This window comes from Chitinophaga tropicalis (assembly GCF_009758205.1).
Taxonomy (GTDB): Bacteria; Bacteroidota; Bacteroidia; order Chitinophagales; family Chitinophagaceae; genus Chitinophaga; species Chitinophaga tropicalis.
Genome location: NZ_WRXN01000001.1, coordinates 730619 through 750454, shown reverse-complemented (window position 1 = coordinate 750454; position 19836 = coordinate 730619). Strand labels below are relative to the sequence as shown.

Below are 19836 nucleotides of genomic sequence, written 5' to 3'. Positions count from 1 at the left end.
CTTTTATCACAGGACTAGTACAATGCAAATATATAAGTACTTCTTAAATATGTTTAATTATTTGATTACCAAATATTTTGAATGGTAAAATTTTAACTATTCTTTCTTACTACGTCCTTATAGAAGGTAAACTACTGCAACTTTACTGATTTTTTGAGGGCCGGGACCTGGCCTGCGGCCTGCTAAGAATTCAGACTTGTATACTACCTTCTGTCCTATACGCTTTTGCAGGACTGCCGGGTTTTATTAACTTAATGCTTCAACGTCAATTTTGCATCATGAAACAGCATATCTTGTCAGTACTGGCCCTTACAGCCAGCTGTGCAGCCACGGCACAGGAAAAAGTACCTGCACTTTACCAGGCGCAGGACCTCACAAAGGAAAAGATGTTCTCTGTAAATATTGAAGGCCCCAACTTTGATAAGGCAGGCAACTTATATGTGGTGAACTTTGAGAGGGATGGCACCATTGGTAAGATCAATACCAAAGACGGCAGCGGGGAATTATTTGTCAGTCTTCCGGACAGCAGTATTGGCAACAGCATCCAGTTTAACAGTAAAGGGCATATGTACCTGCCGGACTTCAAAGGGCACAATGTACTGGAGGTAGATCCGAAGACGAAAAAAGTGAGTGTATATGTACACTCTGACAAGTTCAATCAGCCTAATGATCTTTGTATTAACAGGAATGATCAGCTATATGCGTCAGATCCGAACTGGAAAGACCAGAGCGGACAGATCTGGCGTATAGATAAGGGAGGCAAGGCTGTATTGCTTGAAGCCAATATGGGCACTACCAATGGAATAGAGCTGAGTCCGGATGAAAAGACATTATATGTGAATGAGAGCATACAGCGTAAGATCTGGAAGTATGATGTGGACAAAGCGGGTAATATCAGCAATAAAAAGCTGTTCGCAGCATTTCCGGATTTCGGGTTTGACGGAATGAAATGTGATAAGGCCGGTAATCTTTATGTGGCCCGCTGGGGCAAAGGAACCATCGTGGTATTATCGCCCGCAGGGAAGGAAATAAGGGAAGTACCGCTTACAGGGAAGCATTGCAGCAACCTGACATTTGGTGGTAAAGACGGGAAAACGGTATATGTGACCCTGCAGGACCGCAAGTGTATGGAGATGTTCAGGGTAGAGACGCCTGGAAAGAGATATTAAAAAGAACGTAGCCCGCCTGAGGCGGGCTACTTAATAAATAGTTTAGATATTCAGACCGCCGCAGGCGCTGATCACCTGGCCGGTTATATATTCTCCCATACCGGATGCCAGGAAGAGGCATACGTTGGCAATATCTTCCGCCTTACCGAAACGGCCCAACGGAATTTTCTCAATATAGCTCTTAGCACCGTCTCCTTCTTTGAGATAGTGGGTCATATCAGTTTCAACAAAGCCCGGCGCTACAGCGTTACAGCGGATGTTACGGCTGCCCAGCTCCTGTGCAATGGATTTGGTGAAACCGATGATACCTGCTTTGGAAGCTGCGTAGCTGCTTTGTCCGGCGTTACCTTTAATACCGATGATAGAGCTCATATTGATGATGCTGCCGCTTTTAGCTTTCATCATAGGGCGTATTACATGTTTGGTCATGTTGTATACGCTTTTCAGGTTGATGTCCATCACATCGTCCCACTGGTCTTCGCTCATACGCAGCAGCAGGTTATCTTTGGAAATACCTGCGTTGTTCACGCAGATATCAATAGCGCCAAATTCTTTCAACACGTCATTTACCAGTGTTTCGCAATCTCCAAAGATACCAGCATTCGATTTATAGGCTTTAGCTTTAACTCCCAGTGACTGCAGCTTCTGCTCCAGTGCTTTGGCTTTCTCGTCCGAGCTGAGGTATGTAAATGCCACGTTGGCTCCTTCCTCTGCAAACTTTATTGCTATTGCCTCTCCTATTCCTCTGCTGGCACCTGTTACGATAGCTACTTTGTTCTCCAGTAATTTCATATAGACGTAATAGTTGTTAGTTTAATGATCAAGTTTAGATTTTGCCTGTTATTCCGGCGAATTTAAGGATTTCTTCCACTAGCTGCCTTTCATTGTTCAATCGTGGTATCTTATGCTGGCCCCCCAGTTTCCCTTTGCTCTTCAGCCACTCTGTGAAAGTACCTTTTGACAGTACATGTGTCAGTGGGCGGCGCAGGGCCATATCTTTATGGCGCTTGGCTTCATAGTCTGAGTTAATGGATTTGAGGGTATTGTCCAGCACATCTATAAAGTGCTCTATGTTATCTGGCATTACATCAAACTCCAGCAGCCATTCATGACCGCCGGCTTCACTGCCGCTGAAGTAGATGGGGGCAGCGGTATAATCGTTCACTACAGCACCGGTTTCCTCACATGCTTTGGCAATGGCCATATCGGAGTTCTCTACAATCAGCTCTTCGCCAAAGGCATTGATAAAGGATTTGGTACGGCCGCTTACGCGAACACGGTAAGGGGCCAGGGAAGTGAACTGTATGGTATCTCCTACCAGGTAACGCCATAATCCGCCGTTGGTGCTGATTATCAGCGCATAGTTCTTACCCAGCTCTACATCCGGCAGCTGCAGGGTCTGCGGGTTTTCTTTACCATATTCCTCCATTGGCATGAACTCGTAGAAAATGCCATGGTTGAGGAACAGCAGTAGTCCTTCCTGTCCTATGATGTCCTGGGCAGCAAAGAAACCTTCGGATGCGTTGTATGTTTCCTGGTAGAACATATCCGGTTTACGGATCAGCTGCCTGAACTGTTCCCTGTACGGAGTGAAGCTGACACCGCCGTGCATATAGAGTTCCAGGTTAGGCCATACGTCTGCCAGGTTATCCTTTCCTGTTATTTCAAAGATACGTTTGATGAGCACCAGCGTCCATGTGGGCACTCCGGCAATGGAGGTCACATTTTCATGGATCACGGCGTTGGCCATACGTTCTATTTTCTCTTCCCACTCGTCCATCAGGGCAATGGAAAGGTCTGGTGTGCGGATCATATTGCCATAGAACGGCATGTTCTGTAACATTACGGCGCTCAGGTCTCCGAAGTAGGAATCGCTTTCTGCGTCCAGCTTGTTGACCTGGTGGCTGCCTCCTATTACCAGCGATTTGCCGGTAAGCAGGCGGGAATCCGGGAAGTTGTTATAATACAGAGATAGTACGTCCCTGCCGGCGCGGTAGTGGCATTCGTCCAGGCTTTCTACAGAAACCGGGATGAATTTGCTTTTATCTGCCGTGGTGCCGCTGGATTTGGCGAACCATTTAATAGGTGTGTTCCATAAGATATTCTGCTGGCCTTCCATCGTTCTCTGGATGTAAGGTTTCAGCGTATCATAGTTATGAACAGGTACCTGTTGTTTGAATTCTTCTATCTTATAGATCTGTGAAAAGCTGTATTGTTTACCAAATTCAGTGTACTGAGCGGCACTGATAAGGTTCTGAAACACCTGCTGTTGCACTTGCTGTGGGTACTGCATAAAATATTCTATGCGGCCCATACGCAATCGCGCCAATTGTGATATTGCAGGACTTAATATTCTCATAATAGGATCAGGAACGTAGTAGTTTTATTGTTGCTTAGCTGCTTCGTCCAGGTAATTTTTACGACGTAAAATAAAATTCTGCCCAAGATACACTTTTCTAACCTGTTCATCGGCTGCCAGCTCTTCTGCTGTACCGGCTTTGAGTATTTTGCCTTCAAACAGCAAATAGGCCCTGTCTGTAATAGATAAAGTTTCCTGCACATTATGGTCGGTGATCAGGATGCCAATGTTCTTGTACTTAAGACGTGCTACTATAGATTGGATATCTTCAACTGCAATGGGGTCAATACCCGCAAACGGTTCATCAAGCAGGATAAATTTGGGGTCTACGGCAAGTGCGCGGGCAATTTCGGTACGGCGGCGTTCTCCACCGCTCAGTACGTCTCCCGGGCTTTTCCGCACGTGAGTAAGGCGGAACTCTTCCAGCAGGCTCTCCAGCTTTTCTTTCTGGGCGGCCTTTTTCAGGTTGGTCATTTCCAGTACGGCGGCAATATTATCTTCCACGCTCAGCTTACGGAACACCGAGGCTTCCTGCGGCAGGTAACCGATACCCATCTTGGCCCTTTTATACATAGGGAGCTTGGTAATATTCACTTCATCCAGGAATACTTCTCCCTCGTCAGGCTTGATCAACCCTACCACCATATAGAATGTGGTTGTTTTGCCGGCGCCATTGGGGCCAAGCAAACCAACTATTTCACCCTGCGTTACTTCCACAGATACATGATTAGCCACAGTACGATGGCCGTATCGCTTTACAAGTTGATCTGTATGTATTTTTAATGCCATATGTTCAAACTTAGCAAAAATACACTTTTCATTTAGCTTTCAATGGATAACTGTTCACGGAGTAGTGTATCAGCCTGAGATTTCTTACCGGGAGCGGTCTGATACTGCGGGCCAAACCGGGATATTACTGTTTACGGGTATACTTTTCCTGTTCTCCTGCATCTTTTATCTACGAATACCGGATTAGAGTTTATAAATATTCGGCCATTACGGGAAATAGCAGACGATAATTCTAATAGATATATTATTTTTGCCCGGCATTAACTAAAGCCCACTTTTATTTTACCATGAAAGTAACAGAACATATTGCGCAGGCGAAGGATACCCTGATATCTTTTGAGATACTTCCTCCACTGAAGGGAAAGAGCATTGAGTCTATCTATGAACACCTGGACCCGCTGATGGCATTCAAGCCGGCCTTCATTAACGTGACCTATCACAGGAGTGAGCATATGTTTAAAAAACGGGCTGACGGCACCTTTGAGAAAGTAGAGATACGTAAAAGACCCGGAACAGTTGCCATCTGCGCTGCCGTAATGAACCATTACAATGTCGATGCAGTTCCCCATCTTATCTGCGGCGGGTTTAGCAGGGAGGAAACTGAGAACGCGCTGATAGATCTTAATTACCTGGGAGTAGATAATGTGCTGGTACTACGCGGGGATGCGGCAAAGAATGAATCTTTCTTTGAGCCGGACCCTCATGGGCACCGTTATGCAGATGAGCTGCTGCAGCAGGTAGTTAATATGAATAACGGGCTTTACCTGGAAGAAGACCTGCAGAGCGGGGTTAAGACCAAATTCTGTATAGGTGTGGCCGGGTATCCTGAGAAACATTTTGAAGCGCCCAATATGCAGACGGATATGAGTTACCTGAAGCGGAAAGTAGAGAACGGGGCAGATTATATTGTTACACAGATGTTCTTCGATAACCAGAAGTACTTTGATTTTGTGGCAAAATGCAGGGAAATGGGTATCACTGTTCCTATTATACCGGGATTGAAACCTATTACCTCCAGGAAACAGCTGACAGTACTGCCAAGGACTTTCCATGTAGACATCCCTACAGAGTTTTCTAACGAGATACTGAAATGTAAGACGGATAAAGAAGTGGAAGCTGTAGGTACTGAATGGCTCATTAAACAGTCAAGGGAACTGAAAGCTTTTGGTGTTCCTGTGTTGCATTATTATACACTGGGTAAGCCAAATGTGATCTGTAAGGCTATTGAAGCGTTATAATATTAAGATCTTAATAAGGTAAAAGCGGTCCGCCTGAGGCGTGACCGCTTTTTTATTGCAAGGTTGCCGTTTATCCAGGTAATAAAAATGCCATTACGTTGAAACGTACTGGCATGTCTGAATAACTGTCACACTTTTTGTTTTGTCCTATGTTGAGAACTAAGAGTCTTTGTTTGTATCATTAAAACGGGGAGAAAGGACCTCCCCCCTATAAGAAATAAAAAAAAATGCCGGCTTATGGCCGGCATTACATTTTGCTGAATATTTTACGATCAGTAATCTTCCCTGTTCAACAGTATTCCCACGCTGAGGCCTATATAGCTGTTCCTGATGGTGGAACCTTTTGAGCGGTCCAGGTTCTTCAGGCCTTTACTGTAGTTGACGCCTATCATCAGCATATCTCCCAGCTCTACGCCTGCCATAGCATTAACGCCGGCATCCCAGCGGTTCAGTCTTAATCCGGGGGTGATACCTTTATCCCGGCTGCTGAAATCTACTGACTGGGTGTTGGTCTCTACTACCCTTCCATTATAGAGCAGGTCCAGGTTATAGCTGCCTGCCAGGCCATAGGCAAGATAAGGGCCGCCCCCTATTACTATTTTCCCGGCAGAGAAAGGGATCTTGAGTACAAGGTTGGCCGGAACTTCCAGGTAATGCAGGCGGATCTTGTTGGCAGATTCCACAATGGCATCCTGCTGCATTTCTGAAGGCTTCAGGTAAGCGCCTTTGGTAACATACCGTAACACGGGCTGGAGATATAACTTTTCATACAAGGGAATATTGATCACAAGGTCAGCATGCCAGTTCTTTAACTGACTGCCGGAGCCAAGACCATTGCTTTTATAACCGGAGGCTTCTCTGATCTGAGTGGCAGATAGGGTGTACCCTCCTCTAAAACCTATGCTCACCTGAGCATATAGGGATATACTTGTTGTCAGTAATATTACTGATAACAACAAGGGAGTAAATTTACTCATGCGTTGAACATTGATGGACAGACATCTGAGGTTATGCTGTGTTTTCTGGTAGGTACCGGGCTGAATATCAGGGTCCATACGGCATTCCAGTCGACGAATTAAATTAACGAAATTGTTATGGGATTGGTTCAAAAATGTTTAAAAAAAACTGGAAATATGAGAAATTACTTATAAACAGGGGTATAATTTTGAAATTTTCCAGCGAAAAGGGGTTAAAATAAAGGGCCCCCATCATGAGATGAGGGCCTTTATTTAAATATTTGCCTGCCTTAGAATTTATATCCTACGGAAACACCGAAAGAGGTGTTTTTCCAGCTACCGTCTCCACCGCCTTCATTATCAGCGATGTTTACCAGGCCCAGGTCAGCATTGATACCCAGGTACAGACCTGTTTTCAGTTCGTAACCAGCTACCAGGCCCAGACCAGCGTCAAAACGTTTCAGGCCACCGTTATCGCCAAAAGCATCCGTTTTAGTTTCAACGTCTCCAACTTTGGTTTTGAACTTACCGCCAATACCGTAAGCTACATAAGGACCAGCGCCCAGGTTCAGGCTACCGGCGCCAACTTCAGGTTTGAACAGGAAGTTGATAGGCAGCTGCAAGTAAGACAGGTTAGCTTTAACGTCTGCATCCATGATGTTTTTACCACCTTTTCCGGCAAACAGTAAACCAGTACCAATGTAGAATTCGTCAGCCAGTGGCAGATCTACAGTTACACCAGCTCTTACGCCAACCAGCAGGTCAGTAGTTTCTTTACCGGAATTTTCTGTCAGGTTTTTGATAGTTGCACTGGAGAAGTTAGGACCAGCCAGGATACCGAATTTAGGTTTGCTCTGACCAAAAGTTACGCCTGCGATCAGCAGCGCTGCGGAAAACAATAATACCTTTTTCATATAGGTGTTTTAAGTTGGGGATAACATCCTACAGGCGTTCCGGATGTTATACCTTCTTTATAGCTGTTGTTTGTAGTTAAAAAGACGTTGCCTGTTTACGTCCGGATTTGACTTGCTCTTTATTATTAAATATTGCCCCGTATCAGAAAAGGTAACCAGCAGAAATACTGAACACACGGTTCTTGTTTTTGTCATCGCTGCTGTTATCAGAACCGGAATTGATCTTACCAAAGCCCATTCCGTACTGCGCAGATATCAATACGTTCCGGAATTCGGCGCCTACCTGCAGATTACCACCCCAGTCAAAACGTTTGTATTTGTTGAGCCCCTTGTTGGGATCTCCGTCATTGAAAGGAGTGTCATCGTCCCATTTAATATCAGATTCTGTCGTTGTGGTTACACCACCAATAGTGGTATATACTTTGTTCTTTCCGGCTACACCAAATGCGAAATAAGGCCCTATACCGGCAAATAACTTAGTATTTGCACCTACAGGGATCTTACCGATAAAGTTCAAAGGGACTTCAATGTACTGAGGTCTTGTAGTGAACTTTGTGTAGTTCTGGCTGTCTTCATCTCCGGAAACCAGCTTCGCCCCCTTTGTACTATAGAATACGCCGGGTTGGAAAGATAAGATTCGCGGTACCAGCGGCATATCTGCGATCAAGCCGATATGGTAACCGGATAACGACCTGTCCTTATCGACAGATCCGTCGTTGTCAACAGTGAGACTGGATAGGTTCCAACCTCCTTTGACCCCTACGCGCACCTGGGACATTGCTCCCAGAGAAATGACCAGGGCTGCTAATGAAAGGATAATCTTCTTCGTCATAACCGTAAAATTTGATCCTGCTTCTCAACTTCCAAAGACTATGCCAAAACAAAAATCAGCAAGCTTATCTGACTGCAAGTAAATAAATTACAGCATAAAAAAAAATTTCATGTTACGATTTAGGGTGTTTTGCAAGGAGGAAGGGTTTCTTTTGAGGGGAGTTTTTATGGCATTTTTAATGGGCAAAAAAAAACGAGTTTGCCTTCGGCAAACTCGTTTTTTTTTTTAGTTAAGGGCAGCCCGGAGGTCTGCCCGGAAAATATGTTTATTTATTTTGAACAGCCCCGTTCTTAACTTCAGATTTTTCCAAAAACTCATCCAGCTGTTCTACTCCCAGACGTTTAGCAAGTATCTTCTTTTTCTCATCCAGCAGATAAAGCACCGGAGTACTGTAAACATCATAGAGACGGCGGAAATTACTTTGCGCGTTCGGGTCCCAGACATGCATCCAGCCACTGAGATCATGCTCTTTAATAAAGTTCTGCCATTCTTCCCTGGTGCCTTCGGTTTTAAACCCGATCATAGTAACCCCTTTGTTCTTCCAGCTAGCCTTATACGCAGAATCCAGCTTGGGTATCTCTATTTTACAATGCCCGCAGGTAGGGTCCCAGAAGACGAGTACCGTATATTTCGATTTTGTAGTATAGAGTGATACCGGCTTCATAAGCGAATCCTTCACTTCCAGCGGAGGCGCCTGCTGACCAATAAGATTAGGCGCCATGGCATATGCCCGGGCAATCACTTTATTCAGCTGTTCATCATTCAGCCAGTAAGCATCGCCAGCTACGTAGTATTTCTCTACCAGGTGAACAAATACGGCGTCCATACCCATGTATTTGGACGTTTCATAATTGTAGGTAAGCCACCACAGCACAAACTTGAACATCTCCTTATCTTTCCTGGCCTTAGCAATGATGTTGTCACATTCCACATTGATGGAATCAGGGTCCAGCGGTACCAGCTGGGTAAAATAACGTTGCAGTTTACTTTCGATCACATTGGTGCGCACCAGGCGGCCATCACCCAGATTTACATTATCCCAGTAATGTGTTTTATAATAACGGTAAGGGAAGGTAGAATCTGCACCGGCAGGAGTTGGTGGTACTTCCGGCTCCTTCATTGCCCTGAAAATACTTGACAGAAGGCTTTTGGGATGCTGAGCAATCAGGTCATTCCTGTAGTCCTGCAGCTTTTTACGCAGTTCCGCCTGTTTTTCTGTTGCCAGGGCAGAATCGGCTGCTGTATGAGCAGCTATCCGGGACTCTATTTCCTTACCTAATGCGGTGATATCTTTTGTCAGGAATTTATTGTAAGACTGAAACAGCTCGTTCTCTGCAGAGGTTTTAAATACTGTTTTGGTGATCAGGTCTGTCGTATCTGCTGTAATGGAGAACTGCTGATCTTTATTATCCAGTAACATTTCGAAGTAGCGTTGCTTTCCCGGCAGCAGCAGGATATAAATCCCCCCGGGCAGGTTTTCCTTTCCCTTCATGACAGCTACCCCCTGCGGATTTAACAGGGCAGAATCTGCCATATAAAAGTTTTTGCCCATATAGTGGGCCAGGTATATTCTTCCCTCTTTGTACTGCTTTAGTTGTACCGTAAGCTGGTAGCCCTGGGCCTGAAGCTGTATACAACAGCATACAAAGGCCAGTATCATAATAAGTTTACGCATAGGACATAGTTGGTGTAAATGTAACAACGAAAAGGGAAAACGCAAAAATCGCCCTACCTTTGCACCCGTGAGGAAAAAAAATGTTATTCTTGAAAATGTACCCGTTAGCGCATATGCGGCAGAGGGTAAGGCACTGGCCCGTATAGATGGCAAAGTGATCTTTATAGAAGGAGGTGTGGTACCCGGCGATGTGGTGGATGTCCGTCTTGGTAAGAACAAAAAAGACTGGGCTGAAGGCAGGGCCATCCGTATACATTCCTATGCGGCCAACCGGGTAGAACCTTTCTGTGAGCATTTTGGCAATTGCGGCGGCTGCAAATGGCAGATGCTTCCCTACTCCCAGCAGCTGGAATACAAGCAGCAGCAGGTAGCAGACAATCTTCAGCGTATCGGCAAACTGGAGCTGCCTCCTATGCAGCCTATCCTGGGTTCAAAGCATACCACCCACTACCGCAATAAACTTGAGTTCACTTTCAGTAATAAAGCATACCTGCCGGCAGAAGAGCTGAACGAAGACGGCTCTATCCCCCGGAAGAACGCACTGGGTTTCCATGTACCCAAACTGTTTGACAAGGTGCTGGACATCAATACCTGCTATCTGCAGGCAGAGCCGGTAAACGCTATCCGGAACACTATCCGCGAATACGCCCTGGCAAACGATCTCTCTTTTTATGATATCCGAGCCAAAGAAGGATGGCTGCGCAACCTGGTGATCAGGATCTGCACTACCGGGGAAGTGATGGTGAACCTGGTGATCCATCATGAGAATAAAGAGGACAGGGAAGCGCTGCTGGACCATCTGATGGCAACCGTACCAGGTATTACCACTGTGCTGTATACCATCAATCCCAAGCTGAACGATACTATCTTTGACCTGGAACCTAAAGTATATTCCGGAAAAGGATATGTAGAGGAGAAGCTGGAAGATTTTGTTTTCAAGATAGGGCCCAAGTCCTTTTTCCAGACCAATACCTACCAGGGAGAAGCCCTGTACCAGGTAACAAGAGAATTTGCAGGGCTTACAGGAACAGAAATTGTGTATGACCTGTATTGTGGAACAGGCAGTATTGGTATTTTTGTATCCCGGAAAGCAGGCAAGGTAGTTGGAGTGGAACAGATTAAGGAAGCAATAGACGATGCAAAGGAAAATGCAGCCCGCAACGGGGTGAACAATGCTGAGTTTTTTGCAGGTGATGTTGTAGATATTTGTGATGACGCTTTCTTTGCGCAGCACGGACAACCGGACGTAGTGATCACCGACCCTCCCAGGGCCGGAATGCACGAAAAACTGGTCAACAAATTACTGGAGATTGCTGCTCCCCGTATAGTATATGTAAGTTGTAATCCGGCCACACAAGCCAGGGACCTGGCGCTGCTTGACCCGCTGTACAGCGTAAAAAAGATACAACCCGTAGATATGTTCCCGCATACCCATCATATTGAAAACGTGGTATTGCTGGAAAAAAGAAATTAATCATTAAAGAATAGGAATCATAATGAGCGAGTTCAGGCCCGGCAGATTTGAAATACTTCCCCTGGTGATCAAAAACCTGATGATCATCAATGGTTTGGTGTTCCTTGCGCAAAACGCATTAGGTCCGGATTTCGGAGAAAAGATCAATGAAATTTTTGCACTGCATTACTGGGGGTCCAGCCTGTTTAAGCCTCACCAGCTGATAACGCACCTTTTCATGCACGGTTCTGTAGGGCATCTGTTCATGAATATGTTTACCCTCTGGATGTTCGGGTCTACCCTGGAAAATATCTGGGGTCCCAAACGCTTTCTTATATTCTACATGGTATGTGGTATAGGCGCCGCCCTGTTCTACCTGGGTGTGCTTACTTATGAGAATACCCGTCTTACACATGATATACAGGCATTCCTGGCGCATCCTTCCGCCACCAACTTTGCGGTGCTGCAAAAGAGATATGACCTGGCGCTTGATCAGTATGAACTGGGCTACCCGACCACACCGGGAGAACTGAACTATGCCAGGTTCTTCCTTTCCAAATACCTGCAGCTCAATATTGACAATGCCATACTGGGTGCATCGGGCGCTGTATACGGACTGCTGTTCGCATTTGGCTACCTGTTCCCCAATAACCTGATCTATCTTTACTTCCTGTTCCCTATCAAGGCAAAATACCTGATCGGCATACTCATTATCATGGAGCTGGTGCTGGGCGTACAAAACTCTGCCGGCGATAATGTAGCTCACTTTGCGCATCTGGGTGGGGTATTATTCAGTTATATATTACTGAAGGTCTGGAACAGAAAGAACCGAAGACATTTTTACTAACATAAAATATTCTGTGACATGCACACTGAGGAAAGAGAACAACCTTCTTCCCTGTCCCTGGGAGAAGAGAGGAATATGGTCACACAACTGGTCCTGGTAAACGTTACAGTATTTATCCTGCTGTTCTTTACCGAGATCATTTATGGCATAGAAGGCAATCCGCCGGCCCGTTTCCATGACGATGTACTCCGGCACCTGCTGCTGCCGGCAGATCTTACCCGGCTTATACATCAGCCCTGGGTTATTATCACCTCGCTGTTCACCCATACGGGTACACTGGCCATTTTCAGTAATATGGTATGGCTCTGTTGTTTTGGATATGTACTGCAGGACCAGGCGGGCCACCGGCGTATACTTCCGCTGTATCTTTTCAGCGGTCTTGCCGGGATGATATTTTACCTGGCCTGTATGCAGCTGATCCCTGCCTTCCAGTACATACAGCCTTTTGCCAGCACTACCGGCGCAGCTGCCAGCATTATGGGCCTGGCTATAGGAGCTACAGTAGTAGCGCCCCAATACAGGCTGCTTTCCAATCTGCCTATTCCTTTCTGGATAGTGACGGTAATATTTATCATCGTAAATATTGCCAGCTTCTCTTTTGGCAGCCAGGACCTCACGTCACTGCCCGCCCTGATTGGCGGAGCACTGGCAGGTTATATCTATATGAAACGCTGGCAGAAAGGACATGATATGGGGCAGGGCTTCAATAAACTGCTTTATAAGATCACCCATCTTTTCCATCCGAAAGTAAAGGTCATAAAATAGCGCGCAGCACATATAACAGACCTGTACCTTAATGCGTTGCAGCCGCAGCCTATCCCTCATTACAGGTAAATAAGTTCATCATTTCTCCTATCTTTAACTCAAAAGAGACAAGGCGTTGAGATTTCTGAGGCTATTTACAAAAGGTTTCTTCCTGACGGTGAATACCATTGTTGTGCTCCTGTTCCTGGTGGCATGCCTGGCTCCCTATGTATCGCCGGAAACATGGTGGCCTATCAGCTTCATCACGCTCTTCTTCCCCGTACTGCTACTGGCGCTGGTACTGTTCTTCATCTGCTGGCTGCTGTTTGACTACAAGTACTGCCTGCTGCCAATGATACCTATCGTTATAGGCTGGAAGTCTGTCTCTGCCTTTATTGCCTTCAATTATCCCTCAAGGGAAAAACAATATGCTGATCTGCCGGGCAGCCTGAATGTGATGAGCTATAACGTAGCCCAGTTTGGGCTATACCGGGAGAAAGACAGCAAATATAACCGGGAAGCCATGTTTGCCCTGATCAAAAAACAGGAGATGGACGTTGTTTGTTTCCAGGATTTTTATACTTCCGAAAAAAAGAATGATTTCAATAACCGGGAAGATATTTCACGGGAGATGAAACTGCCTTACCGCTATTTTTCCAGTGATTTTAACCGGAACGGTATGCAGCACTGGGGCTCTATCATCTATTCCCGTTATCCCATTTTACAGGCAGACAAAGTAAAAATGTCTACCGGCCCGCGAAGCGAAAGCCTGATCTATGCAGACATACTGAGGGACAAAGACACTATCCGTATCATTAATATGCACCTGGCCTCCTACAGGTTTGATCAGCAGGATTACCAGTCTATCGAAAAGATCAGGAAACAGGAGGATACCGGTCTTGTAGCCACAATGAATATTGTCCAGAAAATGAAGGAGGCCTATGTTGGCCGGAGCCGGCAGGCAGATATTGTAGCGGCATTCATCCGGAAAAGCCCTTACCCGGTAATTGTTTGCGGCGATTTTAACGATACGCCGGCCTCCTATACCTATTTTACCATACGCGGCAACCTGCAGGACGCCTTCCTGAGAAAAGGCAGTGGTATAGGACGTACGTTTGCCGGCCTGGCCCCTACCCTGCGTATTGATTACATATTTACTGATAAAACATTTAAAATCAACTCCTTCAGAAGAATAAACTCCAGTTTATCAGACCATTATCCCGTTATAGCGAACCTGAGTATACAGAAATGATCTCCGCGGTTTATAAGCTTTTTTAATGGTAATGTCACTGACGAAACAAAGATTATCTTTGCAATCCTGACAAAAACGAAGGAAGTACCCGAAATTATCTGATATGTCTGAGCTTAAAGTATATAATTCGCTTCACCGGCAAAAGGAAGTATTCACATCATTGTATCCCGGACATGTTGGTATGTATGTATGCGGACCCACAGTATCCGGAGAATCACATCTGGGCCATGCCCGTCCCTATATTACTTTTGATGTTGTATACAGGTATCTGCAGCACCTGGGTTATAAAGTACGCTATGTAAGGAATGTCACCGACGCCGGCCACTTTGAGGAAGAAGGCCGTGAGGCTGAAGATAAAATAGCCAAAGGCGCTCTCCTGGAAAAACTGGAGCCTATGGAACTGGTACAGAAATATACCAACCTGTTTCACTGGGCCTTCCGCCAGTTCAACTGTCTTGAGCCCAGCATAGAACCTACTGCTACCGGTCATATCGTAGAGCAGATCGAAATGATAAAGAACATCATGGACAAAGGCTATGCTTATGAAGTGAATGGCTCCGTTTATTTCGACGTTAAAAAGTATGCGGATAACCGTGATTTTCCTGATTATGGCATCCTGAGCGGACGTGTACTGGAAGACATGCTGGAAACTACCCGCGAGCTGGAAGGCCAGGATGAGAAACATAATAAAGCAGATTTTGCCCTCTGGAAGAAAGCGCCGCCAGAGCATCTTATGCGCTGGCCCAGTCCCTGGGGAGAAGGCTTTCCCGGCTGGCATATTGAGTGCTCTGCCATGAGCGGCAAATACCTGGGTAAACAGTTCGATATTCATGGTGGTGGTATGGACCTGCAATTTCCGCATCATGAGTGTGAAATAGCACAGAGTGAAGTAGCTCATGGTGAACTGATGGCCCGTTACTGGATGCATAATAACATGATCACCATTAACGGCCGCAAAATGGGTAAGGCATATAATAACACCATCAAACTGACAGAACTTTTCAGCGGTGAAAATGCTGTACTGGAAAAGGCATACAGCCCTATGACCATCCGCTTCTTTGTACTGCAAACACATTACCGCAGCACGCTGGATTTCTCTAACGAGGCGCTTCAGGCAGCGGAAAAAGGATTGCAGCGCTTGTGGGCGGCTTACGAGGTATTACAGAAACTCAGTTACAGTGGCAATGGCCTGCCGGTTAATGAAGAGCTGGATAAACAGGTACAGCAATGGTGCCGGGAGTGCTATGAGTTCATGAATGATGACTTCAATACCGCCAAAGTACTGGCTAATCTTTTTGAGCTGGCGCCGGTTATCAATTCACTGAAAGGCGGGCAGGTTAAAATACATGAGCTGAGCGAAGAAACGTTCGCCTTATTACAGAAAACCTGGGATACTTTCCTGCTGGAAATACTGGGCCTGCAACCGCAATTGCTGACAACAGACAACAGCAAACTGGATGGTGTGATCCAGCTGCTTATGGAAATGCGTAAAGAAGCCAAGAGCAGGAAAGATTATGCAGCTTCAGACAAGATCCGTAACCAGCTTTTAGCAGTAGGTATACAGCTGAAAGATGAGAAGGACGGAACAATGACATATACCATACAGTAATGATTAAACCAGTTAGTATGCCTGCGGCGTACTAACTGAAACAATAAAGAACTGAGACATTATCATTAAACAGACATTTGTTCATATGCACAAGATTGTGGGCATTGTTGCAGGCATTGCATTATTTGCTGCCGCCTGTAACCAATCTTCAAATACCAACCAGCAGGATAACAACGGACAGGCACAGCAAGCTGCCGCACCGGCAGTAAAAGCTCCTTCATTCAATGCAGACAGCGCTTATGTGTATACGGCAAAACAGGTGAGTTTTGGTCCGCGTATACCTAACACTCCTGCGCAGACAAAATGTGCAGACTGGCTGATAGGACAGCTGAAGCTTCTGGCAGACACCGTTTACGTACAACGTACTACCGTGACCGGGCCTGGTAAGAAAGCCCTGCCCTGTATCAATATCATCGCGTCATTTAATCCTGCAGCTACACAACGTATTCTACTCTTATCACACTGGGATACCCGTCCGCAGGCCGACCAGGACGCGTTTGACAAGACGAAGAAACTGGATGGTGCGGATGATGGCGCCAGTGGTGTTGGGGTGTTGCTGGAAACAGCGCGTCAGTTACATGCACAGAAAACCAATGTGGGGATCGATATATTGCTGACAGATGTGGAAGATTCCGGGGTGAGTGAAGAAGAGAACAGCTTCTGCCTGGGTACACAGTACTGGGCAAAAAATCCGCATGTAAAAGGATACAAAGCTAACTATGGTATATTGCTGGATATGGTTGGCGGACGTGGCTCACAGTTCTTTATGGAAGCAGGTTCGCAGCAGTATGCTTACGGACCTATGAAGATGTTCTGGGATGTTGCTAACCGTATCGGTTATTCTGACCGTTTCCGCTATGATAATATTGGTGCAGGTATTACGGACGATCATGTATATGTGAATACAATGGCTGCTATACCTACGTTCGATATCATCGCATTGCAGCAGAATGGTAATTTTGTGCCTCACTGGCATACCAGTAATGATAATATGAGCGCGATTGATAAAAGTACTTTGCAGGCGGTAGGACAGACAATTCTGGAGGTGATCTATACGCAGCCGTTTGAGTATTGATTGGTGCGGGAAGAACTGCGCAAAAAAAAAGAGGAAAACTCAAAAGTAAAAATAAGCGCTGAGAATCGCTTAAATGACTACCCGACTCCATCAGGTACCTGAATAAAAAGAGCCTGTATCGCACTTTTGATACAGGCTCTTTTTTTTTGCGGGGGCCTGCGGCCGGCCAGCTTTGACTCAGCTATGTTTTTTATACGAATAGAAGCAAAATTCAATAAATTGCTATAGGAAGGAAACATTAGCTGCTTATGAGACAATCCCCCGACAACCATTTACTGCACCTGGGCAAAGACAAGAAATTACAGGCTATTATGACTACGGCATTGCCGGTCCTGTCAGTACAGAAAAATATCCCGCTGAAACTGATAGGCTCTATTATGAGCCAGCAACTGAGTGTGAAAGTAGCTGCTGTTATTTATGCCCGTTTCCTGGCACTTTATGATGGGAAGGAACCTACTCCGCAGGAGATACTGGATACACCGGCGCCTACATTGAGGGGCATAGGGCTTTCCAATGCCAAAGTGAGCTATGTACACAATGTGGCGCGTTTTGCGGTAGATGAGTCGCTAACGGATAAGAAGCTGCAGCAGATGGAGAATGAGGAGGTCATTAAATACCTGACGCAGATAAAGGGAGTTGGAAGGTGGACGGTAGAGATGTTGCTGATGTTCTACCTGAACAGGGAGGATGTTTTTGCTATAGATGATCTGGGATTGCAGCAGGCTATGATCAGGTTATACAAAATAAAAACAGAGGATAAAAAGTTGCTGAAGGAAAAGCTGTTGAAGATTTCCGGTAAATGGGCGCCATACAGGACCTATGCGTGCAGGTACCTATGGGCGTGGAAGGATATGAAGCCGACTACCTGAGTATTCTTAAAAGAAAATCCCCGCCCAGGAAAAGGCGGGGATATACGTTAATACTAACTAACCCAATGCTTATATCTAAACTAAAACAACTCTTTTTTTAGGCTTGAGCCTGCGCTTCAGCCAGTTTGGCTTTGATCTTGCCTTCAATTTCAGCTGCAACTTCAGGATTATCCAGCAGCAGCTGTTTTACGGCATCGCGGCCCTGGCCCAGCTTGTTTGATTCATAACTGAACCAGCTGCCGCTTTTCTGGACGATGCCATATTCAACACCCATATCGATAATTTCACCTACTTTGGAAATACCATTTCCGAAGATGATATCGAACTCAGCCTGGCGGAAGGGAGGTGCAACTTTGTTTTTTACAACTTTTACTTTTACGCGGTTACCCACAGCTTCGTCACCGTCTTTGATCTGGGTCATACGACGGATATCCAGGCGCACGGAAGCGTAGAATTTGAGTGCGTTACCACCGGTTGTAGTTTCCGGGTTACCAAACATCACTCCTATCTTTTCACGCAGCTGGTTAATAAATATGCAGCAGCAATTTGTTTTGGAAATAGTGGCGGTCAGTTTACGCAGAGCCTGGGACATTAACCTGGCCTGCAGCCCCATTTTGCTTTCACCCATTTCACCTTCCAGTTCACCTTTAGGTACCAGGGCAGCTACGGAGTCAATTACAACAACGTCTACTGCACCGGAAAGGATCAGGCGGTCGGCAATTTCAAGCGCCTGCTCACCATGGTCCGGCTGGGAGATCAGCAGGGAGTCTACATCCACACCCAGGCGCTGGGCGTAGGAGCTGTCAAACGCGTGTTCCGCATCTATGATGGCGCAGATACCGCCTTTCTTCTGTGCTTCAGCAATAGTATGGATAGCTACCGTGGTTTTACCGGAAGATTCAGGTCCATATATCTCAATGATCCTGCCTTTAGGAAAACCTCCGATGCCCAGGGCAATATCCAGGCCCAGGGAACCTGTGGAGATCACCTCCATAGGATCGGTGCCTTTTTCACCCATCATCATCACAGACCCTTTACCAAAGTCTTTTTCGATCTTGTCCATCGTGAGGCGCAGGGCCTTCAGTTTATCTGTATTAGCTGTAGAAGACATATTAGTAAGTTTTTTTTACAAATTTAATGGTGTGCTAAATTATGATCTAATTTTCGATTTTCCTAAAAAAATTAGCATTCTGACAAAGATTTACTAAATCCTGTAGCAAGATGCTGTTCTGAAAAATTTAAGGGGGTTAACTCACAACAGACGCATATGTCAATGTTCAAATAACACTACAAAGATGAGCATGCCTTACGCACTGGATATGCGTAGTGAAAAAAGATTTTTTTCAGGTGGCTCAGCCTACAATTCCATATGCGATTAGTTGCGAAAGAATGCCTACAATAAAGCCTGCGTATATCTCGCCGGGCGTATGTGCAGACAGGATCAGGCGGGACGTGGCCACTATTCCCGACACCAGGAAAGCGGCTATCAGCGGCTGGCTGATATTCATATGCATACCTGTCATGAGCATGAGCAGGAAGCCTAAAACGCCTCCCCAGCCCACGGTATGCATGCTGATCTTAAAATAGGTGTTAGCCACCATAGACATGATAACGGCAATAAAGACGCCGAGGAAGAAAGCATTGAAGAACGGGGGCGCAATACCTTCCCGTTTGAATGCGTAATATGCCCAGAAGAAATAGATAGTATTGGCTACATAAGGAATGATCCTGTCCTTTTTGCTCTCCATTTTCAGAGATTCCACAAAGTTCAGGGCCCTGGCTATCATGACAGTGAGCAAGGGGAAAAAGATAGTGATGGAAATTACGCGCAGAACCAGTTTGTCATACACCAGGCGAACACTGTCATGCTTGAACACTACGAAATATTCCGGCAGTGCATTGACCATTACTATGGTAACGATCAGCGGGATGAACAGCGGGTGTGAGAGGTAGGCAATTACCTCTGACACAAAACGTAGTACAGGTGAAAACTCCGGTTGTTCCTGCCGGGTATTGTTTGTTGCTGGTATAGTTACTTGTTCCATTAAATTCTCA

General features: G+C 45.8%; 18 protein-coding genes. 9 read left to right on the top strand and 9 right to left on the bottom strand.

The genetic code is table 11. The features are described from left to right. The first annotated feature begins 278 nt into the window (after positions 1-278). Positions 279-1169, top strand: coding sequence for an SMP-30/gluconolactonase/LRE family protein (locus tag GO493_RS03175; protein WP_157304654.1), 891 nt, complete (start codon positions 279-281; stop codon positions 1167-1169). Positions 1170-1211: 42 nt separating this feature from the next. Here the strand turns inward: GO493_RS03175 and fabG are convergent, their stop codons facing one another. The 3 genes from fabG to lptB all read right to left on the bottom strand — a co-directional run bounded on the left by fabG (position 1212) and on the right by lptB (position 4317). Further along, positions 1212-1961, bottom strand: coding sequence for a 3-oxoacyl-[acyl-carrier-protein] reductase (gene fabG / locus GO493_RS03170; protein WP_157304653.1), 750 nt, complete (start codon positions 1959-1961; stop codon positions 1212-1214). Between the two features lie 34 nt (positions 1962-1995). Further along, complete coding sequence (locus GO493_RS03165; protein ID WP_449386640.1) at positions 1996-3483, bottom strand: GH3 auxin-responsive promoter family protein; 1488 nt, start codon at positions 3481-3483, stop codon at positions 1996-1998. 69 nt (positions 3484-3552) lie between these two features. Then, positions 3553-4317 (bottom strand): LPS export ABC transporter ATP-binding protein, encoded by a 765-nt coding sequence (gene lptB, locus GO493_RS03160; RefSeq protein ID WP_157304651.1) that lies wholly within the window; start codon positions 4315-4317, stop codon positions 3553-3555. Positions 4318-4604: 287 nt separating this feature from the next. Here lptB and metF point away from each other — a divergent pair, with 287 nt between their 5' ends. Continuing rightward, positions 4605-5555 carry a methylenetetrahydrofolate reductase [NAD(P)H] gene (metF, locus tag GO493_RS03155; RefSeq protein WP_157304650.1) on the top strand — a complete coding sequence of 317 codons (951 nt, stop codon included), beginning with the start codon at positions 4605-4607 and terminating at the stop codon, positions 5553-5555. 272 nt (positions 5556-5827) lie between these two features. Here metF and GO493_RS03150 read toward each other — a convergent pair whose 3' ends face one another. The 4 genes from GO493_RS03150 to GO493_RS03135 all read right to left on the bottom strand — a co-directional run bounded on the left by GO493_RS03150 (position 5828) and on the right by GO493_RS03135 (position 9932). Continuing rightward, complete coding sequence (locus GO493_RS03150; RefSeq protein ID WP_157304649.1) at positions 5828-6610, bottom strand: porin family protein; 783 nt, start codon at positions 6608-6610, stop codon at positions 5828-5830. 191 nt (positions 6611-6801) lie between these two features. Further along, complete coding sequence (locus GO493_RS03145; RefSeq protein WP_157304648.1) at positions 6802-7425, bottom strand: porin family protein; 624 nt, start codon at positions 7423-7425, stop codon at positions 6802-6804. 142 nt (positions 7426-7567) lie between these two features. After that, positions 7568-8257, bottom strand: coding sequence for a porin family protein (locus tag GO493_RS03140; RefSeq protein ID WP_157304647.1), 690 nt, complete (start codon positions 8255-8257; stop codon positions 7568-7570). 265 nt (positions 8258-8522) lie between these two features. After that, positions 8523-9932: a redoxin domain-containing protein gene (locus tag GO493_RS03135; RefSeq protein WP_157304646.1), complete on the bottom strand. Its 1410-nt coding sequence runs from the start codon at positions 9930-9932 to the stop codon at positions 8523-8525. 67 nt (positions 9933-9999) lie between these two features. On the opposite strand from GO493_RS03135, the gene rlmD reads away from it, so the two are divergent. The 7 genes from rlmD to GO493_RS03100 all read left to right on the top strand — a co-directional run bounded on the left by rlmD (position 10000) and on the right by GO493_RS03100 (position 17781). After that, positions 10000-11406: a 23S rRNA (uracil(1939)-C(5))-methyltransferase RlmD gene (gene rlmD, locus GO493_RS03130; protein WP_317165399.1), complete on the top strand. Its 1407-nt coding sequence runs from the start codon at positions 10000-10002 to the stop codon at positions 11404-11406. A gap of 22 nt (positions 11407-11428) precedes the next feature. Then, on the top strand, positions 11429-12232 hold the full coding sequence (locus tag GO493_RS03125) for a rhomboid family intramembrane serine protease (protein WP_157304645.1): 804 nt from the start codon (positions 11429-11431) through the stop codon (positions 12230-12232). Between the two features lie 18 nt (positions 12233-12250). Continuing rightward, positions 12251-12997 (top strand): rhomboid family intramembrane serine protease, encoded by a 747-nt coding sequence (locus tag GO493_RS03120; RefSeq protein ID WP_157304644.1) that lies wholly within the window; start codon positions 12251-12253, stop codon positions 12995-12997. Between the two features lie 115 nt (positions 12998-13112). Continuing rightward, on the top strand, positions 13113-14228 hold the full coding sequence (locus GO493_RS03115; protein WP_157304643.1) for an endonuclease/exonuclease/phosphatase family protein: 1116 nt from the start codon (positions 13113-13115) through the stop codon (positions 14226-14228). Between the two features lie 103 nt (positions 14229-14331). Further along, entirely contained in the window at positions 14332-15837 is a 1506-nt protein-coding gene (gene cysS / locus GO493_RS03110; protein WP_157304642.1) for a cysteine--tRNA ligase, read from the top strand. Positions 15838-15922: 85 nt separating this feature from the next. Next, positions 15923-16912 (top strand): M28 family peptidase, encoded by a 990-nt coding sequence (locus tag GO493_RS03105; protein ID WP_157304641.1) that lies wholly within the window; start codon positions 15923-15925, stop codon positions 16910-16912. A 248-nt stretch (positions 16913-17160) separates the two neighbouring features. Then, positions 17161-17781, top strand: coding sequence for a DNA-3-methyladenine glycosylase family protein (locus GO493_RS03100; RefSeq protein WP_157304640.1), 621 nt, complete (start codon positions 17161-17163; stop codon positions 17779-17781). Between the two features lie 97 nt (positions 17782-17878). Here the strand turns inward: GO493_RS03100 and recA are convergent, their stop codons facing one another. Then, complete coding sequence (recA, locus tag GO493_RS03095; RefSeq protein WP_157304639.1) at positions 17879-18892, bottom strand: recombinase RecA; 1014 nt, start codon at positions 18890-18892, stop codon at positions 17879-17881. Positions 18893-19133: 241 nt separating this feature from the next. Next, on the bottom strand, positions 19134-19826 hold the full coding sequence (locus GO493_RS03090) for a phosphatase PAP2 family protein (RefSeq protein ID WP_157304638.1): 693 nt from the start codon (positions 19824-19826) through the stop codon (positions 19134-19136). Positions 19827-19836 lie beyond the last annotated feature (10 nt).

Bases quoted from the DNA above. Each gene is read 5' to 3' on its own strand.
- GO493_RS03175 (WP_157304654.1), top strand. From the start codon at position 279: ATGAAACAGCATATCTTGTCAGTACTGGCCCTTACAGCCAGCTGTGCA.
- fabG (WP_157304653.1), bottom strand. From the start codon at position 1,961: ATGAAATTACTGGAGAACAAAGTAGCTATCGTAACAGGTGCCAGCAGA.
- GO493_RS03165 (WP_449386640.1), bottom strand. From the start codon at position 3,483: ATGGGCCGCATAGAATATTTTATGCAGTACCCACAGCAAGTGCAACAG.
- lptB (WP_157304651.1), bottom strand. From the start codon at position 4,317: ATGGCATTAAAAATACATACAGATCAACTTGTAAAGCGATACGGCCAT.
- metF (WP_157304650.1), top strand. From the start codon at position 4,605: ATGAAAGTAACAGAACATATTGCGCAGGCGAAGGATACCCTGATATCT.
- GO493_RS03150 (WP_157304649.1), bottom strand. From the start codon at position 6,610: ATGGACCCTGATATTCAGCCCGGTACCTACCAGAAAACACAGCATAAC.
- GO493_RS03145 (WP_157304648.1), bottom strand. From the start codon at position 7,425: ATGAAAAAGGTATTATTGTTTTCCGCAGCGCTGCTGATCGCAGGCGTA.
- GO493_RS03140 (WP_157304647.1), bottom strand. From the start codon at position 8,257: ATGACGAAGAAGATTATCCTTTCATTAGCAGCCCTGGTCATTTCTCTG.
- GO493_RS03135 (WP_157304646.1), bottom strand. From the start codon at position 9,932: ATGCGTAAACTTATTATGATACTGGCCTTTGTATGCTGTTGTATACAG.
- GO493_RS03125 (WP_157304645.1), top strand. From the start codon at position 11,429: ATGAGCGAGTTCAGGCCCGGCAGATTTGAAATACTTCCCCTGGTGATC.
- GO493_RS03120 (WP_157304644.1), top strand. From the start codon at position 12,251: ATGCACACTGAGGAAAGAGAACAACCTTCTTCCCTGTCCCTGGGAGAA.
- cysS (WP_157304642.1), top strand. From the start codon at position 14,332: ATGTCTGAGCTTAAAGTATATAATTCGCTTCACCGGCAAAAGGAAGTA.
- GO493_RS03105 (WP_157304641.1), top strand. From the start codon at position 15,923: ATGCACAAGATTGTGGGCATTGTTGCAGGCATTGCATTATTTGCTGCC.
- GO493_RS03100 (WP_157304640.1), top strand. From the start codon at position 17,161: ATGAGACAATCCCCCGACAACCATTTACTGCACCTGGGCAAAGACAAG.
- recA (WP_157304639.1), bottom strand. From the start codon at position 18,892: ATGTCTTCTACAGCTAATACAGATAAACTGAAGGCCCTGCGCCTCACG.
- GO493_RS03090 (WP_157304638.1), bottom strand. From the start codon at position 19,826: ATGGAACAAGTAACTATACCAGCAACAAACAATACCCGGCAGGAACAA.